The sequence below is a fragment of the Brevibacillus sp. RS1.1 genome (assembly GCF_013284365.1).
Taxonomy (GTDB): domain Bacteria; phylum Bacillota; class Bacilli; order Brevibacillales; family Brevibacillaceae; genus Brevibacillus; species Brevibacillus brevis_D.
Genome location: NZ_JABSVA010000020.1, coordinates 22,002 through 41,842, shown reverse-complemented (window position 1 = coordinate 41,842; position 19,841 = coordinate 22,002). Strand labels below are relative to the sequence as shown.

The 19,841-nt window shown below is 45.0% G+C and carries 26 protein-coding genes; all 26 read left to right on the top strand.

What is annotated here, in order from left to right; all coding sequences use genetic code 11:
* Positions 1-166 precede the first annotated feature (166 nt).
* The 26 genes from cpaB (at position 167) to HP570_RS28555 (ending at position 19,837) form a co-directional block, all read left to right on the top strand.
* Entirely contained in the window at positions 167-895 is a 729-nt protein-coding gene (cpaB, locus tag HP570_RS28680; RefSeq protein WP_173627925.1) for a Flp pilus assembly protein CpaB, read from the top strand.
* Positions 892-2,295 carry a CpaE/TadZ family protein gene (locus HP570_RS28675; RefSeq protein ID WP_173627924.1) on the top strand — a complete coding sequence of 468 codons (1,404 nt, stop codon included), beginning with the start codon at positions 892-894 and terminating at the stop codon, positions 2,293-2,295. The genes cpaB and HP570_RS28675 overlap by 4 nt, the downstream gene beginning before the upstream one ends.
* 11 nt (positions 2,296-2,306) lie before the next feature.
* A complete protein-coding gene (locus tag HP570_RS28670; protein WP_173627923.1) occupies positions 2,307-3,794 on the top strand; it encodes a TadA family conjugal transfer-associated ATPase in 1,488 nt (495 codons plus the stop codon).
* A gap of 11 nt (positions 3,795-3,805) precedes the next feature.
* On the top strand, positions 3,806-4,702 hold the full coding sequence (locus HP570_RS28665; protein WP_012683909.1) for a type II secretion system F family protein: 897 nt from the start codon (positions 3,806-3,808) through the stop codon (positions 4,700-4,702).
* An 11-nt stretch (positions 4,703-4,713) separates the two neighbouring features.
* Positions 4,714-5,628, top strand: a complete 915-nt coding sequence (locus HP570_RS28660) for a type II secretion system F family protein (RefSeq protein ID WP_173627922.1) — start codon at positions 4,714-4,716, stop codon at positions 5,626-5,628.
* A 90-nt stretch (positions 5,629-5,718) separates the two neighbouring features.
* Entirely contained in the window at positions 5,719-5,895 is a 177-nt protein-coding gene (locus HP570_RS28655; protein ID WP_012683911.1) for a hypothetical protein, read from the top strand.
* Positions 5,892-6,389: an A24 family peptidase gene (locus HP570_RS28650; protein WP_142498983.1), complete on the top strand. Its 498-nt coding sequence runs from the start codon at positions 5,892-5,894 to the stop codon at positions 6,387-6,389. The genes HP570_RS28655 and HP570_RS28650 overlap by 4 nt, the downstream gene beginning before the upstream one ends.
* A complete protein-coding gene (locus tag HP570_RS28645) occupies positions 6,386-6,817 on the top strand; it encodes a TadE/TadG family type IV pilus assembly protein (protein ID WP_173627921.1) in 432 nt (143 codons plus the stop codon). Before HP570_RS28650 ends, HP570_RS28645 begins: the two co-directional genes overlap by 4 nt.
* Positions 6,814-7,323 (top strand): hypothetical protein, encoded by a 510-nt coding sequence (locus tag HP570_RS28640; protein WP_173627920.1) that lies wholly within the window; start codon positions 6,814-6,816, stop codon positions 7,321-7,323. The genes HP570_RS28645 and HP570_RS28640 overlap by 4 nt, the downstream gene beginning before the upstream one ends.
* A 97-nt stretch (positions 7,324-7,420) precedes the next feature.
* Positions 7,421-8,038 carry a DUF4046 domain-containing protein gene (locus HP570_RS28635; RefSeq protein WP_142498981.1) on the top strand — a complete coding sequence of 206 codons (618 nt, stop codon included), beginning with the start codon at positions 7,421-7,423 and terminating at the stop codon, positions 8,036-8,038.
* A 108-nt stretch (positions 8,039-8,146) separates the two neighbouring features.
* Positions 8,147-8,425: a hypothetical protein gene (locus tag HP570_RS28630; RefSeq protein WP_012683916.1), complete on the top strand. Its 279-nt coding sequence runs from the start codon at positions 8,147-8,149 to the stop codon at positions 8,423-8,425.
* A 148-nt stretch (positions 8,426-8,573) separates the two neighbouring features.
* Complete coding sequence (locus tag HP570_RS28625) at positions 8,574-9,338, top strand: hypothetical protein (protein WP_012683917.1); 765 nt, start codon at positions 8,574-8,576, stop codon at positions 9,336-9,338.
* A 2-nt stretch (positions 9,339-9,340) separates the two neighbouring features.
* Complete coding sequence (locus HP570_RS28620; RefSeq protein ID WP_142498980.1) at positions 9,341-10,219, top strand: CpaE/TadZ family protein; 879 nt, start codon at positions 9,341-9,343, stop codon at positions 10,217-10,219.
* The gene (locus HP570_RS28615) at positions 10,216-11,004 is read left to right on the top strand and encodes an SAF domain-containing protein (RefSeq protein WP_173627919.1); all 789 of its coding nucleotides are present in this window, start codon (positions 10,216-10,218) and stop codon (positions 11,002-11,004) included. Before HP570_RS28620 ends, HP570_RS28615 begins: the two co-directional genes overlap by 4 nt.
* Positions 11,001-12,119: a hypothetical protein gene (locus HP570_RS28610; protein WP_012683920.1), complete on the top strand. Its 1,119-nt coding sequence runs from the start codon at positions 11,001-11,003 to the stop codon at positions 12,117-12,119. Before HP570_RS28615 ends, HP570_RS28610 begins: the two co-directional genes overlap by 4 nt.
* Complete coding sequence (locus tag HP570_RS28605; RefSeq protein WP_173627918.1) at positions 12,119-13,471, top strand: ATPase, T2SS/T4P/T4SS family; 1,353 nt, start codon at positions 12,119-12,121, stop codon at positions 13,469-13,471. Before HP570_RS28610 ends, HP570_RS28605 begins: the two co-directional genes overlap by 1 nt.
* 191 nt (positions 13,472-13,662) lie before the next feature.
* Positions 13,663-14,367 (top strand): hypothetical protein, encoded by a 705-nt coding sequence (locus HP570_RS28600; RefSeq protein WP_234126135.1) that lies wholly within the window; start codon positions 13,663-13,665, stop codon positions 14,365-14,367.
* Positions 14,367-15,206 (top strand): hypothetical protein, encoded by an 840-nt coding sequence (locus tag HP570_RS28595; protein WP_173627917.1) that lies wholly within the window; start codon positions 14,367-14,369, stop codon positions 15,204-15,206. Before HP570_RS28600 ends, HP570_RS28595 begins: the two co-directional genes overlap by 1 nt.
* Before the next feature lie 13 nt (positions 15,207-15,219).
* Complete coding sequence (locus HP570_RS28590) at positions 15,220-15,366, top strand: hypothetical protein (protein WP_007725181.1); 147 nt, start codon at positions 15,220-15,222, stop codon at positions 15,364-15,366.
* Between the two features lie 488 nt (positions 15,367-15,854).
* Complete coding sequence (locus HP570_RS28585; protein ID WP_254495527.1) at positions 15,855-16,178, top strand: hypothetical protein; 324 nt, start codon at positions 15,855-15,857, stop codon at positions 16,176-16,178.
* A 3-nt stretch (positions 16,179-16,181) separates the two neighbouring features.
* On the top strand, positions 16,182-16,334 hold the full coding sequence (locus tag HP570_RS28580) for a hypothetical protein (RefSeq protein ID WP_012683926.1): 153 nt from the start codon (positions 16,182-16,184) through the stop codon (positions 16,332-16,334).
* Positions 16,334-16,750, top strand: a complete 417-nt coding sequence (locus tag HP570_RS28575; RefSeq protein WP_173627915.1) for a hypothetical protein — start codon at positions 16,334-16,336, stop codon at positions 16,748-16,750. The genes HP570_RS28580 and HP570_RS28575 overlap by 1 nt, the downstream gene beginning before the upstream one ends.
* A 55-nt stretch (positions 16,751-16,805) precedes the next feature.
* On the top strand, positions 16,806-17,369 hold the full coding sequence (locus HP570_RS28570) for a hypothetical protein (protein ID WP_173627914.1): 564 nt from the start codon (positions 16,806-16,808) through the stop codon (positions 17,367-17,369).
* A 137-nt stretch (positions 17,370-17,506) separates the two neighbouring features.
* Complete coding sequence (locus tag HP570_RS28565) at positions 17,507-17,848, top strand: DUF3870 domain-containing protein (RefSeq protein WP_012683929.1); 342 nt, start codon at positions 17,507-17,509, stop codon at positions 17,846-17,848.
* Positions 17,849-17,984: 136 nt separating this feature from the next.
* On the top strand, positions 17,985-18,923 hold the full coding sequence (locus HP570_RS28560) for an ABC transporter permease (RefSeq protein WP_007725204.1): 939 nt from the start codon (positions 17,985-17,987) through the stop codon (positions 18,921-18,923).
* 26 nt (positions 18,924-18,949) lie between these two features.
* A complete protein-coding gene (locus HP570_RS28555; RefSeq protein WP_375138869.1) occupies positions 18,950-19,837 on the top strand; it encodes an ABC transporter permease in 888 nt (295 codons plus the stop codon).
* The last annotated feature ends 4 nt before the right edge of the window (positions 19,838-19,841 follow it).

Here is a 19,841-nt window from a genome sequence, read left to right as displayed (position 1 = left end):
GAGACGAAAAGCTGTATTCCCGATTACTTGTAAAAAGTAATGGAGAATGCAGCTTTTTTTGTTGTGTAATAGGGTAACTGTGCAAAACAAATGCACAGTTTTTTTGTTTTCTTTTTTTGTCCCTCTATTCTCCTCTACGCTAGAAACAATGGAGAGGAGGGGGAGAATGTCTATACATCCGTTACGACTATTGGCTATATTGCTTTTCGCTACATGTATAGGTGTAGCGACCTACATCATTTTGAAGCCGCATCAAGTGACCTATATTCAATTGCGATCAACAGTGGAAAAAGAAAGTGGCCAATTACTTGAAGCAAGGGATATGGAGCCATTAACACTGAGACTGGGAGGAATCTTTCAACAACCCATTGCCCCAATTCCAGGTTTGATTCCATGGGAGGAAGGACAGAGTCTTGTCGGTTTAGCATTCACCCGTCAAGTGAAGGGTGGCCGACCGTTATTGAAAAGTGATTTGGAGCAAACCAGTAATGCGCAAGGCAGCGGAGTGATCACAGAAAAAATGACAGGTATGAGCATTCCCATAGACAATGTTGCAGGAGTTTCACCGCATGTATCAAGCGGAGAAAGGGTGCACGTCTATGCTTCCTTTGAAGATGAGACAGGAGCACATTCTGGACTGCTGCTGCAAAACATGCCGATCATTGGCATTCAACGCGAAATGGAAGGCGATCATCCCAATCTGGTAGCTGTGACTCTCTCCCTGACACGTGATGAGGCTGTTCTGCTAACACACGCACTTCATTATGGAAAAATCAGACTGGGCTTGGCTGCAGTGAAGGATGAGGGAAATCCAGGAATAGGAGACGCAAAATTCGCTTCAGAGTTAATGAAGACGAAAACTCGCTGGGGTATTAAAAAGGAGGAGCATGAGTGAAAAGGCGGTTGCTCATAGTAGATGATGATCGTGATTCAGTTCGTTTGTTAAAGGCGCAACTTATAAACAGTAGATGGATCGAAGTGTGCGGGGAAGCACTCGGAGTGGAAGAGGCATGGGCAAAATTACAGGCAAACCAACCCCATTTGGTGTTGCTGGGTGGTATAAAGGGAACGGAAAGAGGTGTGTTGTGTCAGCAATTTCGGCTAGCCTTTCCTCATCTTTCATTTATTGCTGCTTGCTCAAGCAATGAACTGATGTGGGAGCCATTTTTCCGGAACTTAGGTCTATGGGTTATTGCCAAGCCCATTGAACCAGGGCAAATCGAAGCGTTAGCTATGATGATACAGCCTCCAGGTATGGTAGCAGAAGCTGCGCCACAACAACACCAGTATGTAATCCAGGAACAAACTAGGAGCTATCCGAGTCAGCAGCCTTCGATCTCAGAGCCGATCACGGATAGTTTAGTTCCTGAAATGACTCGTCCTAAACAGCTTATTACTGTTTACGGTCCCAAAGGTGGCGTAGGAAAAACATTTATTTCTCGTGAGCTAGCGATTTTCTTTTCCATGCAAAAAAACGAGGGCGTCCCATTGCGGGTTATCGCTGTTGACTTCAATCTTGATCTCGGTACTTTTGCGACTACTTTGAATCTCCCCCGTACCCCTAATCTTTTTACGTGGGTAAAGGATCTTGATGCTCAATTGCATTCGTTTATTCAGGATCAAGGCAAAGATCCGTATTCCATTAGCAGTGAGGAATGGCAGGAATACGCACAAGCCTTGCCGTTATCTCCCCAACATATCGAGAAATATGTGGTTGCTCATCCTGATACAGGCTTGCATGTACTTACGTCCCCCCGTGATATTCGGCAAAGCTTTGAAATCCGTGACTATCATTTATATCTGATTCTCGAAACGTTAAAACAGAGCAACTATGACGTCATTCTTATTGATACGGCTCCGGATACAACAGATGCAACGATACAAGCTCTGTTTTTTGCAGAGCATGTCGTGATGGTGGGGAATCCGGTGGTAGACTCCATTGAAAATATTCAACGATTGCTGAAACTGTTGAGAGAAGCAGAGTACCCAGAAGAACGCATTAAAATTTGCATGAATCGTTTGCAGAGGAAAGAAATGTTTACCTTAGATGAAATTCGTGCCTATTTCCAGCTTCACCCCAGCAAAAAAGTTTTCTCCATACCTGATGATGTGGAAGTGAAAAAATCAATTAACACCGGAACGCCAGTCATGCTTCAGTCAGGGAGAATTCCGGCCAAGGAAGCCATTGAGACATTAGGAAAAGCACTGTTTCCCGTAGATGGGGAGCAAATGAAGGCTGCTGAAAAAGAGAAACAAAAAGAGAAAACATCTCTCTTCAAATGGTTATGGGGATAAGGGAGGGTGTCATGTTCGATAAAAAACAGTTACTAGGCATTTCAAATCAAGTCCGCACTGCGCAAGAATTACGATCAGCGGGGAGGGGAACGGCGGGAGTTCCTGCGACGCTTCACGAAAAAATGCAAGCTCCGGATCATGAGCGGACGAATGAAAAATGGGTTGGGACAGATAGAGAAACATCGATTCGTACCCAGATTGTTGAGAAATACGGAAAGCGATTATGGGAGGAAAAACATTCTTCACTCTTTATGGATGAGCTGACGGCAGATATTCGAATGCTGCTGGAGTCGCAAACCACGCTGACATCCATACAAATGGAAGCAGAAGTAAAACGGCTGCTACATTCTTTGACGGGGTGGGGCCCATTAGACGCTTTATTAGAGGATAACGACATCACGGAGATTCTTTTTCATCGCTATAACTATCTCGTCATTGAAAGAAAAAGTACTGGTCGTCTTGAATCTCCGGAGATTACTGTTTTTCGCGATGAGGAAGAGCTGCTGCGCTTATTAGAACAGATTGCAGCGACAATGGGACGTGAGTTTAATGAAACGAAAGCAGAGCTGCATACACAGCTTCCAGACGGTTCCCGGGTTGCTGCTACGCATCGTTCTATTTCTCCCGATGGTCATATGCTCACGATTAGAAAGCACCGTGAGCTACTCAGTGAGTCCGATTATTTACGGTACGGTTCCATTTGCGAGCCGATGCTTCTCTTTTTAAACAGAGCCGTCCGTTTATCTCGCGCATCTGGCATTGTCAGTGGAGGAACAGGCTCAGGCAAGACACACATGCTCAATCTCATCTCCCAATATGTCCCTGATCATTTAAGTATTATTACGATCGAGGATGTTTTGGAGATGAAGCTTCAGCATCCTTTTGTGCGCAGATTTTTAGCGAAACCTGCGAATTACGAGGGGAAGGGTGGGTTTTCGATCAAGGATTGTGTTCGCTTGTCCTTGCGAAAAAGGCCGGATGTCATTATGGTCGGTGAGACACGCGGTGGAGAAATCGTAGATATGCTTTGGGCGATGAATACGGACCACCCCGGTAGCTGGAGCACAGCGCACGCAAACTCACCACGAGCTTTGGTCGATTCAACATTGCCCATTTTATTTGGAAAAGCAGATGAAGGGTATAGTGCTGAAGAGCGCAACTTAATGATCGGTTCAGCACTGGATTTGATTGTTCAAGTAAAACGTTTTGAAGAAGATGGTAGTCGCAAGGTGGTAGCGATAACGGAGGTAGTGGGGACGGGTCAATCGCATGAAGAATGGATAAAGCGAGCCTGCAACATTAAACAGGTTCTCCCTGATCGGGTGTATTTGCAGGATATATACGTGTACGAAGTAACAGGGGTAGAAAATGGGAGAGTAAAGGGTCACTTCAAATGGACAGGCTATCGCCCAGAGCGACTGATTAAGCGATGGCTAGAGAAGGGCCTGTCTCGAGAGGAGATTGATCGCGTCTTTTTCACCACACCAATACCGCTATAGGAGGGGAAAGCATGGACATTAGCTTACCTGTTGCAATCGGGATGGGGATGGCCATCCTGTTATTGATCTTGCCCAACAAATTGTATATGCGAGAACCGACGGGGAAGCACGAAATCGTAGAAGTGTTGCAACAGGACAGAAAAACGATTTGGAAGAAGTTTGAGGAGAGGTTGGCGAAATCGCGCTCAGGGTGGGGGGTAAACCAGTATGTGACCCTCTCTTTTTTATTGGGGATCGCGTCATTTGGTGTGAGTAGTCAGATCTTGCAGTCTTGGTGGATGGCATTGCCTGCTTTGCTGGCAGGGATTTTGTTTACCGAACGGTTAGTGAGTGTATGGGGGGCCCGTCGAAAGGAAGATTTCGAAGCAGGCAATGTAAAAGCGATTCGACTCATGGCCAGTTCTTTACGTACTTCTCCATCGTATTTGCATGCGTTTGAACAGGTAGCTACTAGTCCATTTTTATCAGAAATCGTATTAGAGGAATACAGGCGTATTGTAGAGCTATTGCGGGCACAAGTCCCATTAGAGCACGTAATGAATCGATTCTTTGAACGCACAGGGTCAGCAGATGTCAAATATTTAGCGACCATTGTCCACATTCAACGTGAGATGGGCGGAGATATGGCCAAAACGCTCGATTTGGCTGCCTCTTCGATATTACGGCGCAGACAGTCGCTCCGTAGACAAAAAGCAGCTATGGCACAGATCGTTGCACAAGTGAATTTACTAAGCGTCATGCCGTTTGTTTTTGTCATTGCGCTGTATGTGAATAATCCCAATCATTTCGACCCACTTACGGCCACAATTGGGGGACGGTTTCTTATTTTAGGAAGCTTGGCTTCTATTTTGATTGGGGGAGAAGCAATTCGTTTTGTTGCGCATAAAAGCATAAGCAGGGGAGCATAGGGGAGGGTGCAATGTTCGTTCTCGTTCTTAGTATAGTGGTGAGTGTTGCTATATTTCTATACGGCTTGCCGTCTTGTGTGAGTAAGGGAGAACCAATCTCCGCCACCCTTTTGGGCCGGATTGACTCTGTGAAACAAGCCAAGCTTGAGCAATCGTTTCAACAAGGACGAAAAAGGTGGACACTAATTCGAAGCTTGGAGAAAAACCAGGTACTGCTACAGCATTTCTACAAATGGACGGGTATCGATAAGAAAAAAACAGAGGAAACATTGGCGCGTCTAGGGATTGATATAAGCCTGACAGAGATTGTTTTGTTCCGGCTCATCAGTATGTGTTTCATCGTTTCATCACTAGCTTCATTGTCAATAAGCATGATTCATGGTGAAAAAATCGGTATGGTGACTGGGCTTCCCTTAACGATTAGCTTATTTTTGTACTTGCTGCCGAACATGCTACTAGATCGGGTAGACAAGCGGGCTAAAGCTGAAATTCGAGAGCAGGTCCCAATCTTTTTCAGCATTGTGCAGTCATTGGTGGAGGCAGGCATGCCGTTGCAGCAGGCTGTTAAGCAGACAGCGAGACGTTTTGATGCCAGGCTTGGCAGAGAACTCGCGAGCCTAGAAATGGGAGAAAAAAGGCATGGGAACTGGCGAAAGGCACTTGAAGAGCTGGCCTTTCGATGGGAGGTAGATTCGTTGACTACCATCGCACTAGAGATGAACGAAGCGATGAAAAAAGGGGTTAGCATATCACAAATGTTGTCTGTCCAAGTAGAGGAGCAAGTGAGACAACAAGAGGACGAAGCTGCTACCCATATGAATCGGCTAAATATCAGATTATTGCCTTTTGTCATTTTGTTTATGGGTCTGCCGCTATTGTTCCTGGTGATGGGGCCTGCATTCATCGGCATCGGAGAAAGCCTGTAGAAAAATAAGCGCATGTAAATATTTTTGCGAGAGGCGCTGTCTTTTGGCAGAGTGAAAATAGAACCAAAATCTCAATGAGGAGTGAATGGAATGGGAACCATCGCAGATTACGTCAAGCGTTTTTGGTATGAGGAGGACGGTGTCACGATCGTGGAAATGGTCATTATCATTGCCGTCATCTTGATTGTGCTTATTCCGACACTGACACAACTAGGTACTGCTGAAGACGAGAAGCTGAAGGAACTGCAAGAAAAAATAAGCAAATGACAAACGTAGTCTTGCTAGGCGTATTAGGAGCGGCAGCATGGATGGATTGGAGACAAAGAAGAATACCAAATACCCTTGTTTTTCCGGCGATTGCTGTCGGCTTATGGTATCAGTGGGAAGGTGAATTATTAGCCGGAGCAGTGCTAGGTGTGGCAGGAGCATTTTTGTTGACAGTTGGTCCCGTAATCTTAAAAGGAATGGGGATGGGCGATCAAAAGCTGCTGATGGCTGTTGGAGCTTGGACAAGCTGGAGTGTGGTGTATTCTTTGTTTTTGCATTCTATCATCTTATGCCTGATTGTGATGGTGTTCTATCCGCAAAATTGGGCTCGCCTACGCAACAATCTTCAAATTATTGCAGCCGGATGGACAGCTCATCGACAAGTGTGGCTTCCAGGCAGGGAAAAAACAGCCTTTTCATTCCCCTATGCTGTATATTTGCTGGGTGCTTTTGTGCTCCAATCTGTGCGAGATGTCATCGGAGCAAGTGGATGATCACACGTATGGGACGAATGATACGTGCGAGGGTGAAAGATGAGCGAGGCAGCCAGATGATTGAGTTTATTTTGGTGTTTCCTTTAGTTTGGATCTTGATCGTATTCTCCTTTGACCAATTCAGCATGATGTACAACAAGCAAAAGGCATTGGCGGCTGCGTATGAGGCAGGGAGAATTGCTGCAGTGCAGCCCAATTTCGGTTTGGCCAAATTCCATGCGAAACAGAGAGGTACATCCGAATTAGCACAAGGTATCGGAGTCCTCTACAAAGATGTGCAGCTGGAGCTTGATGGGAACGGCTGGAGAAAAGGCAGTCATGTAAAAGCTAAAGCAACAGTTTCATTTCGGCTTCTCTCTACGGGGGAATTATTCGAGATAACTGAAAGCTATCACATGATGGTTGAAAATGCGGAGGAGAAGCAATGAATGATTCGTTGCATCATTTTTTGATTCGAGTGAAGGAAGAGCGCGGGGCAACTATGATTACTGTGCTCTTCTTTCTCTTCTGCTTGGGCAGTCTGCTCTCTATCCTGTTATTTTTGGAGCAGACAGATTATCTAAAAATGAAGATGCAACATACAGCAGATTTGATTACTAAGGGAGCACGTGCGGCTGGAAAATGGGAGTACGTGGATACAAACGGTGATAAGCAAATCAGATTGTTTGCCACAACAGAAGAAGCTGAACGTCGTGATGCGGATATCATTCGCGGGGCTCGTGAAGAAGCGGGGATTCTTTGGAGATTAAACAGGCCGAATCTGGAGGGGACAAGTGATGAGGTCTCTGTCATTCACCAAAAAGGTGAACGGCCTTATTTGTACTTGCAAGGAATCTATCATTTAGAAGTAAAGGTTGAAAAGAATATACCTGTATTTTGGGCTGAGCTTTTTGTAAAAATGAACAGAGTCTCCCAGTCTGGGGTCTATGAATAAAGTCACAATTTTGAACAGAGGTGCTGTTATTTTTGTCCTAATCCCGCATGGTAATTTAGTAGTATATTCCAAAAATGGGGATGGGAGTGAGATGACAGTGCCCTCAAAAATAGTCGATCGGTACAAACGAATTCTTAACGGAGAGCAAAAGCGTTTTTCCCCGTATGAGTTCGAAGATGTGCAGTACCGAAAGCAAAAAGTCCAATTAGTTGTAAGATATGCGATTGAAAATGTAAAAAGATGGACTCCTGAGCAGGCGAGACGTGAATTGAACTTGCAGGATGTCAAAGAACTGAAGCTTCATTTGGTGAGAGAATTTATTGAACCGCCCATCGAGGCAAAGGCTGAGGATGTGTATTACTTCGTCGAATTCGCTTATCCGTATTTACCTCGGCTTTCAGAAGAACAACGAGTGTTATGGGTTTACCAAGAAGTGCTTTCAGGCATAAGACGTCATTTTCCCCCAGCTTATTTTCAGAGTATAAAGGGTGAGGAACGGGCAAAAATATGTGTCGACTATATGTGCAAGCATCTACTAAAGCTAGCAGATTTGCGTCAACTGCCAAGTATCTTCAGCAAAACAGAGAGAGCCTATACGCTCCTGAAAACATATAAACTCAAGATTCTCGTCGATACACTTTACTTTTCACCGTTTGATATGGTCACTGAAATGTATCCCGAACTTAGTGATCCCTCTTATTGGGATGAGTTATAAAAATATTTGCACAACCCTGCTGTCTTTTTTTACGGTAGAGGTAGTTTCATAGGCTTATAAGCAGATGAAACGGCCGTACTCTACAGGTGAGAGAAGGAGGCGTTGCGCATGGCAACAGTAGAGGCTCACCAGAAATGCTCTGCATCCGTGGAGCAGCTTCTAGGGCGACAAGTACGCTACCAGAAGCACAAACCTGGCAGACATCTTTCAGTGGAAAGAGTTCCGCAGGGAGCGTTCCAGATCGAATCCGTACATCGATTTGGAGACAGAGTAGTACTCAATGACGGGCTAATTGTAATGGAGAATGCTCCAACCGTCATGGAGCGCGCGGGAAGGATTGCTCTTCTTTTCGCGACCGGAGAAGAACTTTACTTTGTAACCGAGTAGGTTCTTTTAATCGCCTTGCACGGGTGCGTGTGAGGCGACCCATAAAGCGAAATGCCTGGTTTGCCAGGCTAAATAAGATTCGCCGCGTCGAGAACGCTGTTGGAGAATATCTATCGTTCTATAAAAAGGAAAATGGGGGTATTTTGACGTGTTGGCAAAGAGTGCAATCGAATTAGTCAACCGCTGCTATGAGGAGACAAACAAGCTGACATTGTTGTCATTGGAAGAGTTTAAGGAATCCTTTATTGCTTTTGTTTTTGGGGATTACCAGGAAGAGTTTATGGTTCAGTATGATCTGGAAGAGTTTTATGAGCATCTGAATCAGCTTCAGTTATCGAATTGCCGGAGAGATTTTGATCGAGCAGTTGAGGAATGGTACATCACAGAGTATGGAAGCGGGTATAAAGGCGTCAATTATCATGACATTTTGTTTACGCTAGTAAAAGAAGCAGTCGTTCAATACCAATCGCCAAATCGGATAGCACTCATCCGAGATGTAACCAAGCTCCTAACAATGCCAAATGGATTCCTCGCCCGATGGCAAGATGGGCAGATACGTGAACGTCCTATCCCCACCTATTTTAAATACTTGATGAAGCTCGGAGTACGTACACATGAAGATATTGAAACGTTGGTAGACATGTGGCTGGTAGAGTACCCAAACGCATTTAATAAAAAGCAGCAGGAGCTATTTGCCAATCCTCCAAGAAGAGGGAGACCTAACAACGTCGAGCTCGCTCTGTTAATTGAGCTAGCCATGAAAGTGAGACCAGAAATGACTGCTCAGGAACGGGAGCGGCTGCGCAAAATATACTATTATCACCGCAAGTCCCTTACTGTTCGAGAGATGGTTGAGAAATTTGAGAAATACATTGCTAGTAAAAATAAATCAAATGACTCCCAGGTGGGATAATCATGTTTCACCAAATGAGCCGCTTTGTCTCCAGGTTCCGTGATTTGGAGCAGCAGGAGTTTTCACAGTCTATTGAGGAAGAGCGGCAATGGAGGATACTTAAAGAAAAGCTTGCTTCTCCACAAATAGTTGAGCAACTGGAGTCGTATCAGCGTAAATGTATTGCGGTTATGAGCTTGTACGCACAGGCTGGAGCTAGTTTTCTTGCAAGTAACCTAGCGTATGCATGGTCAGGAAAAGGCATTCCTGTTACCCTTTGCGAGTTGCCAAAAGTGACATCCTATTATTATTTTGCTCTTGATTTTGAACGTAGAGCTCGACAACAAGTAAGAGATTCTCCTACATCATTGCTCCTCATGCAGAATAACCATCTTCGCATCCAGATAGAATCCCCAGCACGACTTCAGCAGGAATCTTCTCAAACAGATACAGCCAACTGGTTACTACGAATTTGTAAGGATAGTCCCATAGTGGTTATTGATGTTTCTTCCTATTGGAATGATGCTCACTCCAAACAAATTTTTGAGCATGCCGATGAAATATGGGTAGTTTTTGATGCCGATTTGGCTAGACTTACCCGCTTGTTCCTGGCAGAGCCAGCCCCTGCTTGGTGGAAGACAGAAAGAAGAAAAATAAAAATGATAGCAAACAAATGGAATAGCCAATTGTCTCGGACAAGCATCATGAAAAAAGTAGAAGGAACGCTCTCCCTATGGGACCAGCAGCCGGGAGCTACACAGGTAACTAATATGATTCCGTTGATGAATGGAGAGAAAACAGCAATGGCAAGCGCCAAAGCCAATCTACTTTTGGAGATTTTCCCCGAGGAAGAAATTGAGTTTCAGTCATTGATTCATGCTTATAAAGGAAGGATGTTATGAAGAAGCAAACATTACTTGTCATTTGCTTAATTTCGTTTCTGCTAGCAGGGTCGTCCTTTTATGCGGCGACTCAATATATTGACGCGATGGCTACCGAAAAGCTGTTTGCCCCAGTTATTAAGGTAGCTGCAGGGAAAGAAATATCAGCCTTCGAGCCGATTACACAAGATGACGTGATACTCGTACAGGAAGAGGTGGATGAAATTCTTCCAGGTTCAGCGCGCGATTTGGATACTGTACTGGGGAAAAGGAGCACGCAGACAATGTACGAAGGCGAGCAATTATTAGTGGAAAAGCTGACAGATTCGCAGCTTTTACCGGAAAAAGGGGAGGCGCGCTACGAGTTCCCCCTACTATCCATCCATCCGTTAACGGAATTACGCAAAGGCGATCATGTGAAAATTTGGGTCAAATACAAGAGTCTTTCGGAGCTGCAAGACTATCCTACACCACTGCATTTTCGAAAAACTAATGATACGGCAGATTTGTTATTTGAAAGTCAGCTTGCAAGCGTGAGGGACAGTAATGGTATTGAGATTTATACATTAAAGCCAAGCTTATTACCATCGCCTGATCAGATGGATTCCATCTTTCATGGATCACGAGAAAAACCGTTGCAGAATGGAGAAAAACGATATCGTGACTACCGGGTACAGCCAACAGCACTACCTGCTTTTATCGGCTTTAATTTGACAGATGAGGAGTATGTGATAATAACCGAGGCAATGTCATATGGGATGCTTCAGGTAGGTCATATCATGGGTTCGAAGGAGCAAGCGTCATGAAAATTTTAGTTTGTTATCCGATGAAGTCACTCGCCAAGACGTATATGCCTATGTATAGTGATGTGCTGGTAGCAGAGTCGGCGGCGGAGTTTTCACGGCTTGTGCAGCTTTATATGCCAGAAGCTTCCGTGATATTTTCCGAAATGTTCAACTCTCCCGTTTGGGAATGGCTTCCGGCACTGAAAGCACAGCTCCCGCCTAACTCACCGTTAATTATTGTCCCTCTCTATCGGGATGAGAAGATGATTGAGAAGGTAGCTGAGGAGTCTGGGCTAGAGCATGTATACATTTTATCAGCGCACTTATCCCAAGAAGAAATACGTCATCAGATCAGTCTGATTCTAGGCTTCGTGCAAGAGTGTGCAGATATCGGATCTTCAAAAGAAAAGGGGTTCGTTTACGCTTTATTGAGCTACGGTGCTTCTGGCATTACTACTTTTTGTATTAATTATCCAGTCATACTAGCGAGGCAGCATCCTGAAAAGCGAATTGTCGTACTTGATATGAATGAAGCTAAGCCAGATTTATCAAGATTCTTCAAGCTCCAACAACATCAATTATCTCTATTTCGTCCTGACTTTATTGATATACAAACAACTGCCAAGCGTAACTGGAGCAATGTCTGCAAACAGAGCGCCCACTTACCTAATCTGTATTACGCACATGCTGCCAGCAAGTGGAAGAGCTCAGAATTAAGCAATCTAATTACTGTGTTTCGCAGGCAATTTGACTATGTATACGTCGATTGGGGTTACTGCTTTCCTGAGTCTGAGACTTTACAGCGGTTGCTTCATACTGTTGACCGTAATCTTTTATTCGTGAGAGCTGATCCCTTTAGTATCGATAGTGCTAGAGAGTGGTTGTATAAATGGAAAGAAAGAGGAGTGAAATGCGAGGTTCTGCTCAGTCATTTAGATCCTGGGCAACCCTTTCGAATTGGAGAGGATGTTTCGGTCTATGGTGTAGTACCACGCATTTCGGAGAACAGGCTTATGCAATCTCATCAGAGCAGCAGCGTATTAATAGAAGAGTTTTTCGCTCCCAAATCGTACATCAGCAGTTTGAAGGAAATTGCTAAGGCGCAATATATGGATAGAAGTGCGGTGTTTTGCTGATGAGAGGGATAGAACGAGAACAATCAGTTAAATCAGACATCCAAACTATCGAGGACATTAAACAAGTAGCAAGAGATTATTTAAATCATTTTGGCAAAACTCGAGAAGAGAAGCTTGAGATGCAACGAATTCTCGCTTTGGCAGAGCAGGGAGACCGTGATAGTCACAACCATATTATTCTTCGCTTACAGCATTATTTTGAGGAAGTCCTCCAACGACCAGTAACCGAACAAATTTTGCCGCATGTTAACGGTTACGAAGGTCTCACCTTTTCTACTTACGGGTGGGGCATACTCGATGCCGTCCTACATTTATCTCCGTGGGTAGAGGAAGTGCGAATTTCTGCAAACCGCAACATTGCGTACCTGGAGCAAGGAGTCAAAAAATTTCTCTCTTACACTCCAAGCTGGAAAGAGGTTGAAACCCTCCAACAAAAGTTGACCAATACAGCGGGTCTATCTTTTAACGAGAAAAAACCTAGATTGAGCGGATACTTACATTCGCTAAAAGCAAGATTGACCATGTTTACTTTCCCTTATTCCAGAGTACCGACCATTCTGGTTAGACGATTTACTACACCTGCTTTTTCGCTCGACCAACTCCGTACACAGCAACAGCCAGCCTTCGACGAAAGAATTCAATGGCTAATGGAACAGCAAGTGTACGGACGTAGCAATGTGCTGGTTATTGGACCGATGGCTGCAGGGAAAACCACGTTGATGATGTGTATGTTGAAGCTGAAGGATCCTCGGACAGAATATATCACGATCTTTGAAAGTGAACACGAGATGCGATTTGGTGATATTTGGCCAGGGGAAGTGATTGAACTCCAAAACGTGGAGGAAATCGGCATTGAATTAGAGCATTGCTTCAAAGACATGTACCGGTCAACAGCAAATACCATTTTGATTGGAGAAATTCGTGAGCCTATAGAAGCGTACCATTTTATAAATGCCGGAATAAGAGGGACGGACGCTACAATCGGAGCAATGCACGAACGATTTGCTCATAGAGCGTTACATGATCTGACCGATCTTGTTTATCAATACGGAGGGCGGAGTGTCGAGCTAACGCAGGAGAGGATTAGCAGGGCAGTCAATTTTGTCAATTCGCTTACATACCGCAACAGTGGTCACCGTTTTATTGATGCCATTCATACGACGGAGTGGAACTCATCTTTTAATCGAGTTGAATCTATTCCCCTGGTAGGTCGCAACATGCAGACGGGAGCTTATGAATGGACGGGGAATCAACTGAACCCACATTTAGTTGAATACATGTGTTACGTCGGCAAAGCAGACATTGAAGTGTTGAAAGAGCTACGTCTTACTGATATAGGCAGGCAACTATGATTTACACGTTTCTTTTCCCGGTGTTTCTATGTCTCTTCTCTGGCTTTTTGTTTCTCGGCTTACACCTGTATAAGGGATGGAGAAGTCCACGCGTATTCTTCCCACGTACAGTTGAGGTATGGAGAGAGAAATTTTTAAGGCATTCTACTCGGCGAATGTTGTATGAAAGCTTTGAGCGTTGGTGTCAAATCGTGGGAGGTACGCCAGAAGGATACTTATTACTATCCATGATTGGCGCGATAGCGGGATTCATCTCGGGTATTTTGCTAGGAAATATGGTTGTATCTTTATCGCTATTTCTGTTATTCCTCTTGCTGCCAACGCTGATTCTATACGCACGCTATACCGTGCAAATGAATAAAAAAATCAGCTCATTCTGTCGCTTCGTAGAGTTGTTTGCCCGTTATTATAACAGTCGCAAAAACATTGTCCTTACTTTTCGCGAAATGATAGAGGAATGCCCCAAAGAGTTATTGCCTGACCTCCTTCTGCTAAACAATAGCCTTTCGGATGGGGGAAACTCGGTTGCGGCAGTGGAGAAGTTTGCGCAGAGACTGGACCACCCGTGGGCTTTTGACTTTGCAACGTATATTTCTAGCGGTTTGGAAGGAGAAACAGAAGATATTCAATCACCACTAAATCGGTTAACGAATGAGATGTTTGTACAACAAGATGAAAAGCATGAACGTGATAGTGAAATATACTCCATTTGGATCAGCCTGCTAATCGTCATAGCGATTTGCATTTGCTTGATCCCCTACAATCAAGGTTTGCTTCAGGATTCCTACCGTCTCTATTTCTACACGCCAGATGGACAAGCCATTTTAGCGATTGCGGCGACTGTGTGGACTTTTTCGATCCTATTGGCTTTTATTTGGGGAAGGAGATATCGCTAATGCCAATGCTAATCATGTATACCTACCTTGGATTAGGCGCTCTATTTGTTTTTAGTGCAGCGTTTATGATCGGGAAATATTTGTTTCACAAGCAAAAGCCGAAGCTGTTTGTTTCTGGGGTGTGGTGGGAAAAGTGGGAGCAAGCACTCAAGCCTGACGAAGACGACAAATGGGAACAGTTACTTTCACGAGCAGGAAGGCCTTTTGGATGGGGGAAGCCAGAGTGGGTGTTTCTGCAATTGTTGACTGGAAGTACCGTTTGCATCCTGATTCTTATGTGGGTTGTTGTGAGTCGAATGGAATCATTCCCACTTCTGTCGATGTGTCTGGCATCTGCAGGTAGTTACATGCTGCCTTACATGGGTTTGAAGACGTGGGCAAATCACAGGGAGGACATGCTGAGCACAGATATCGCCAGATTTATCAATCGCTATGTGACCCTTCTAGAAAATCAGGTGCCCATTTACAATGCCATGGTCAAGGCAGCAAGACCGACTAGAAAGCTAAAAGAGTATATCCCTACTTTATCTGAGTGGAACAGAGACCCTAACGAAGCACTTGAGAGCTTTAAACGCAAAATCGGTGTCGACGACGGAATTATCCTCGTATCAAGTATGCGTACAATTGAGACGCTGAGCGAGGGACAAGTAAGTACAACTATGCAACGAATGGAATGGGCTGTCGATCACCGAAGAATGTTTCGTCATCGAAAAAAGATAAAGTCTTTAGGGATTGGCTACACGGTCATTGTCTACCCGGCATTTTACATGGGGTTATTGGTTGCTATGTTTCCTTGGTATAAGCTGCTTACAGAAATACTGGATAAATATTTGACCTGAGGAGGAGCAACTCATGACGAAGCTATTATCTATCATCATGTGCATCGTTTTCTCTTTAGGAATAATCGTTTCTAGCCTGTCTGAAATAAACACATCGGTAGTGAGGGAAGACGGACTGAGAGATCGAGCAGTTGGGTGGATCGATAAAGCCATACCTTAAATAAATCACGAATGAGAAAAGGGGAAAATTGAGATGTCGAAAATGTTTTTTATATTTTTAGCATGCGTCATGGTGTTAGGGATTGGTGTTAGCAGTTACGGCAATGAGTTAAGCCCTGCGGCAAACGATTCTGCCGAGAGCATTAACCAATCCATCACATCGCTAAACTACGATACTCGAAATGAAAACATCAACTTTAGGATGCAAAACGGCACATCCTATACGTCGTCAAAATAATGCTGCACATCCACGTACTTCTCATCATTTCGATTATGGTAGGGAGCTTGTGCGCGGTGCTTTGGAATCTCCAACCAGAGGAGCAGCTTAAACAGACACAACAGGAAAGGGTGTATCGGGCAGCGACGGTCATCTTCCATTAAAGAAGAGCTGGCGTTTCTAAAACGATGGTGAAAGCAAAAGTCTTTCTTATTTGTCTACTGGTCCTTCTATTGATAACTTCCGCACTGGGAGCTTACCACTTGTACGCAATGGAAAGGGCGATTGCCCGTGGAATATATGCTGACTTACTGGATGATATGCAGGACATCGGGTATTTGGAGCCGACGTTAGCAGATTACTATCTTCTGAAAATGAAAGGACTGGGTTGGGAAGTGACAGGGGATACGTTTGCTGGGAGCTGGCCTCGAACCGAGAGCGAGCGAGCTCGTAAAGAGCGGCAGGAGGCGATTACCTTGTCGGTTACCATCCAGCCTTCAAAAGTGACCCAATGGCTGCACAAATTTGTGGAGGGGGATACATCCTTTTCCTTTACGGGAAGCCGACCGTCCGAATACTTTGATCCAGGGTGGTAGTGAATGAATAAAATGATTAGCATTTTGGCTGTAATGGCGATTGTTTTGCCTTTGACGGTAGGGTTGCTTCTCACCGGTCCGCAAAATCTCTTTTCGGCATGCACGCAGTTTTTCGGTGATTTGCTCGCTGAAGTAACTCGTTTTGGTACAGGCTAATGGGTCAATTAATCGCTGTGATTCTGAACATTATGGTTATGCTACTCATTCCATTAGGGCTTTTACAGGTACATACGGTTGTTCAGACCAGGAACGAATTATTGGAAGTGAGCGCGGTCGCTACGAAATACGTTAGCCACCACGGGGGGACGAGTGAGGCCAACCTGCAACAAGAGGTTCAGGCATTAATCGCTCGGGAGCTGAGAGAGAAAAAGCTTTCCATTCCAGATCAGGAGCTGTCTGTCAGCGTCACTCGGACTCGTTCACTTGATCCTGTTCTGTGGAGCCACGAAGATGAGTTTGTCGTGGAGCTGGCAATTCCATACCCCCGCTTTACCTCGTGGATTCCGATGCCAGCTGATTCCTTGCAAGTCCAAAGAATAGGTACAGTTAACATCATGGACTACGATTTGTAAAAGCTCCCGTTAGGAGGCTATCGTTACGGGTATAAATATCTTATCCATTTCTACGATGCTGTTCTTTTTGTTGGTAGGTATGTTTATTGTAGATGCAGACCTTGCCATGCAGAAAAAAACAGAAGTGAAGATACTCCTGGAGTTGTCTAATCATCACGCTACCTTTGCTGTTGATCCTGTACTGAAAACAGAAGGTGTGATTGATCTGCTCGAAGACGAGGCTCTTGAACGTTTTGATGAAAGAATGAATGAGAATGGTGGCTACCGTCGTGAGCAGGCTATGTTCGTCCCTCAAGCAAACAGTGTGACCACTGATCCCATTCCTTTCTCCCGCTATTATGTGGATTTCCGTTCGTGGCGTAATGACCACCAATTACGCTTACAGTACAATGGGAAAACACTCGTGACAGAGCGAGCAACGAAAGGGCCAGCTCGTCCGGGAGGTGGAATGCTGCAGATTACCGTCGTAACTGAGCGTGGGGAGGAATTGCAGCTTGCACCGAAAACAATGGTGGGTCCATCGCATGTCGTAGTTGCCTACATCGACGAGCGACCGTTTCTACCGATGCTGCCGTCGCATTCGTTTCCGGTCGTATCTGTAGAAGAACTGAAAGATTAGTCAGACTTATTTACAAATTGCGAAATCTTCTGGTACTATGTAGGAAAGTGCTTACCCAGCTTGCGATTGTAAGGAAGTCGCTCTCCGAACATCCCGTTTGCCGGTCCGTTAAGCATAGTAAAAGTGGGGTTATTGATTTGTTTGATAAAGATACCATTTATATCGTAGGCGATGCACAGTCCTCTTCGAACAATCCGATTACACAGCAATTCAGTGCTTTTTTTATCGGATTGGTTGTCGATACTTCCAACGACAAGATCGTAGATGCAGCCTGTTCTTCCACCGTCCAACTGACGTCTGATTTTGCTCGGTCGATCTTTATCGGTCATTCGATTATGGCGTCGGAGGAAATTGGCGAAGAGATTCGCTTTCGGTATTTTGGATCTTCCCAAAAAACATTGATCGCAGCGTTTAAGGACGCTCAAAAGAAGTACAAACAAGCAGTTTCCACGAGAAATAAAGCCACAGTCACCAAATGAATACACCCGCTGCTTTATTTATTCGTATGCACGGCATACACGTAAGTAAAACCCAGCAAATGCCATGATCACGTGCATTTGCTGGGTTTTTTGCTTATTACGAGAGGTCAGTTTCTGATGAAAAGGAGGAGAGTCCTTGCTATCTTTTGTTTTCCGCAGATTTATCTCCATGATCGTGACGTTATGGCTCATCATTACCCTCACCTTTTTCTTGATGCATGCCGTTCCGGGATCTCCTTTTGAAAAAGAAGGAAAGGCATTAAACGAAGCAGTTGCTGCCAATCTCAATGCCTACTACAACCTGGATAAGCCACTACTCGTCCAATACGGGCTGTACTTGCAAAAGCTGGTGCAGTTTGACCTTGGACCATCGATTGCCAACAGCTCGGATACGGTCAACAAAATGATCGCCCGTGGATTCCCCGTTTCTTTTCAACTCGGTCTGATTTCTGTCGTCTTTGCGATTATTACCGGTATTGCGCTTGGTGTGATCGCCGCGCTACGACATAACCGTCTCATTGATTACCTTGCCATGATTATTGCTGTTATCGGGATATCTGTTCCCAGCTTTGTTGTCGCCTCCTTATTAATCAAATATTTGGCGGTCGAATGGAAGCTGTTGCCAACCGCAACGTGGGGGTCTTGGCAGCATGTGATTATGCCAGCGCTTGCATTGGCATTTGGTCCGATTGCGATTATCGCTCGTTTGACTCGTACCAACATGCTGGAAGTGTTGACCCAGGAATACATTGAAACCGCTCGTGCAAAAGGGCTGTCTCCGGCGACGATCGTGTTGAAGCACGCACTGCGTAATGCGATTTTGCCTGTCGTCACGCTTTTAGGCGCACTGATTGCCAACGTTTTAACAGGAAGCTTTGTGATCGAAAAAATATTTGCGATTCCTGGGATGGGGAAATATTTCGTAGCCGGCATTAATAACCGTGACTATTCCGTCATTATGGGAACGACTGTCTTCTACAGCGCACTTTTGATTTTCTTGATGTTTGTCGTCGATGTACTGTACGGCATCATTGATCCACGAATTAAGCTTCATCGAAAGGAGAGCGAAGGATGATCGTTTCTGATGATTTATTTATCCCCATGCGAAAAGACAACCTCAATGCGGAAGCGATTGTGCGACCTCAACTGACGTTTTGGCAAGAAGCTTGGCTTCGTCTGAGAGGAAACAAGCTGGCTTTGTTGGGGCTGGTAGTTATTATCTTGCTTGGGGTTATGGCTACGATTGGACCGATGATCTCTGGTCATGAATACGCCAAACAGTCGATTATTATGAAAAACAAACCGCCGTCGGAAGTGAACTGGTTTGGTACTGATGATTTTGGTCGCGATGTGTTCACGCGTGTTTGGTATGGTGCGCGCATTTCCTTGTTTGTCGGTTTGACGGCAGCTCTTATCGACTTTTTCATTGGTGTCTTGTATGGAGGAATTGCCGGATATTTGGGCGGTCGAATCGATAATATCATGATGCGCTTCGTGGACATTTTGTACGGCCTTCCTTATTTGTTAGTGGTGATTTTGCTAATGGTCGTCATGGGGCCCGGACTTTTAACCATTATTATCGCCTTAAGTGCGACCGGTTGGATCGGGATGGCCCGGACTGTGCGTGGTCAGGTCCTGCAAATGAAAAACTCAGAGTACGTACTGGCAGCAAAAACAATGGGGGCAAAGCCTTTCTACATCATTCGTAAACATCTGCTGCCCAACACAATTGGCATCATCATTGTATATGTCACGTTATCTGTTCCATCTGCGATTTTTGCAGAGGCGTTTCTGAGTTTTCTCGGTCTCGGTATTCAGGCACCAATGGCTAGCTGGGGGGTAATGGCGAACGATGGACTCCCCACCATTTTGTCCGGTCATTGGTGGCGGCTCTCTTTCCCTGCTTTCCTCATCTCGCTGACGATGCTCGCGTTCAACGTGCTCGGTGATGGCTTGCGCGATGCGTTCGATCCGAAGTCAAGGAGGTAGGCAA

Excerpts from the sequence above, each read along its gene's own strand:
- HP570_RS28670 (WP_173627923.1), top strand. The coding sequence starts at position 2,307 with ATGTTCGATAAAAAACAGTTACTAGGCATTTCAAATCAAGTCCGCACT.
- HP570_RS28645 (WP_173627921.1), top strand. The coding sequence starts at position 6,386 with ATGATCACACGTATGGGACGAATGATACGTGCGAGGGTGAAAGATGAG.
- HP570_RS28650 (WP_142498983.1), top strand. The coding sequence starts at position 5,892 with ATGACAAACGTAGTCTTGCTAGGCGTATTAGGAGCGGCAGCATGGATG.
- HP570_RS28665 (WP_012683909.1), top strand. The coding sequence starts at position 3,806 with ATGGACATTAGCTTACCTGTTGCAATCGGGATGGGGATGGCCATCCTG.
- HP570_RS28575 (WP_173627915.1), top strand. The coding sequence starts at position 16,334 with ATGGGTCAATTAATCGCTGTGATTCTGAACATTATGGTTATGCTACTC.
- HP570_RS28615 (WP_173627919.1), top strand. The coding sequence starts at position 10,216 with ATGAAGAAGCAAACATTACTTGTCATTTGCTTAATTTCGTTTCTGCTA.
- HP570_RS28555 (WP_375138869.1), top strand. The coding sequence starts at position 18,950 with ATGCGAAAAGACAACCTCAATGCGGAAGCGATTGTGCGACCTCAACTG.
- HP570_RS28640 (WP_173627920.1), top strand. The coding sequence starts at position 6,814 with ATGAATGATTCGTTGCATCATTTTTTGATTCGAGTGAAGGAAGAGCGC.
- HP570_RS28580 (WP_012683926.1), top strand. The coding sequence starts at position 16,182 with ATGAATAAAATGATTAGCATTTTGGCTGTAATGGCGATTGTTTTGCCT.
- HP570_RS28605 (WP_173627918.1), top strand. The coding sequence starts at position 12,119 with ATGAGAGGGATAGAACGAGAACAATCAGTTAAATCAGACATCCAAACT.
- cpaB (WP_173627925.1), top strand. The coding sequence starts at position 167 with ATGTCTATACATCCGTTACGACTATTGGCTATATTGCTTTTCGCTACA.
- HP570_RS28590 (WP_007725181.1), top strand. The coding sequence starts at position 15,220 with ATGACGAAGCTATTATCTATCATCATGTGCATCGTTTTCTCTTTAGGA.
- HP570_RS28570 (WP_173627914.1), top strand. The coding sequence starts at position 16,806 with ATGCTGTTCTTTTTGTTGGTAGGTATGTTTATTGTAGATGCAGACCTT.
- HP570_RS28595 (WP_173627917.1), top strand. The coding sequence starts at position 14,367 with ATGCCAATGCTAATCATGTATACCTACCTTGGATTAGGCGCTCTATTT.
- HP570_RS28585 (WP_254495527.1), top strand. The coding sequence starts at position 15,855 with ATGGAAAGGGCGATTGCCCGTGGAATATATGCTGACTTACTGGATGAT.
- HP570_RS28630 (WP_012683916.1), top strand. The coding sequence starts at position 8,147 with ATGGCAACAGTAGAGGCTCACCAGAAATGCTCTGCATCCGTGGAGCAG.
- HP570_RS28610 (WP_012683920.1), top strand. The coding sequence starts at position 11,001 with ATGAAAATTTTAGTTTGTTATCCGATGAAGTCACTCGCCAAGACGTAT.
- HP570_RS28620 (WP_142498980.1), top strand. The coding sequence starts at position 9,341 with ATGTTTCACCAAATGAGCCGCTTTGTCTCCAGGTTCCGTGATTTGGAG.
- HP570_RS28655 (WP_012683911.1), top strand. The coding sequence starts at position 5,719 with ATGGGAACCATCGCAGATTACGTCAAGCGTTTTTGGTATGAGGAGGAC.
- HP570_RS28660 (WP_173627922.1), top strand. The coding sequence starts at position 4,714 with ATGTTCGTTCTCGTTCTTAGTATAGTGGTGAGTGTTGCTATATTTCTA.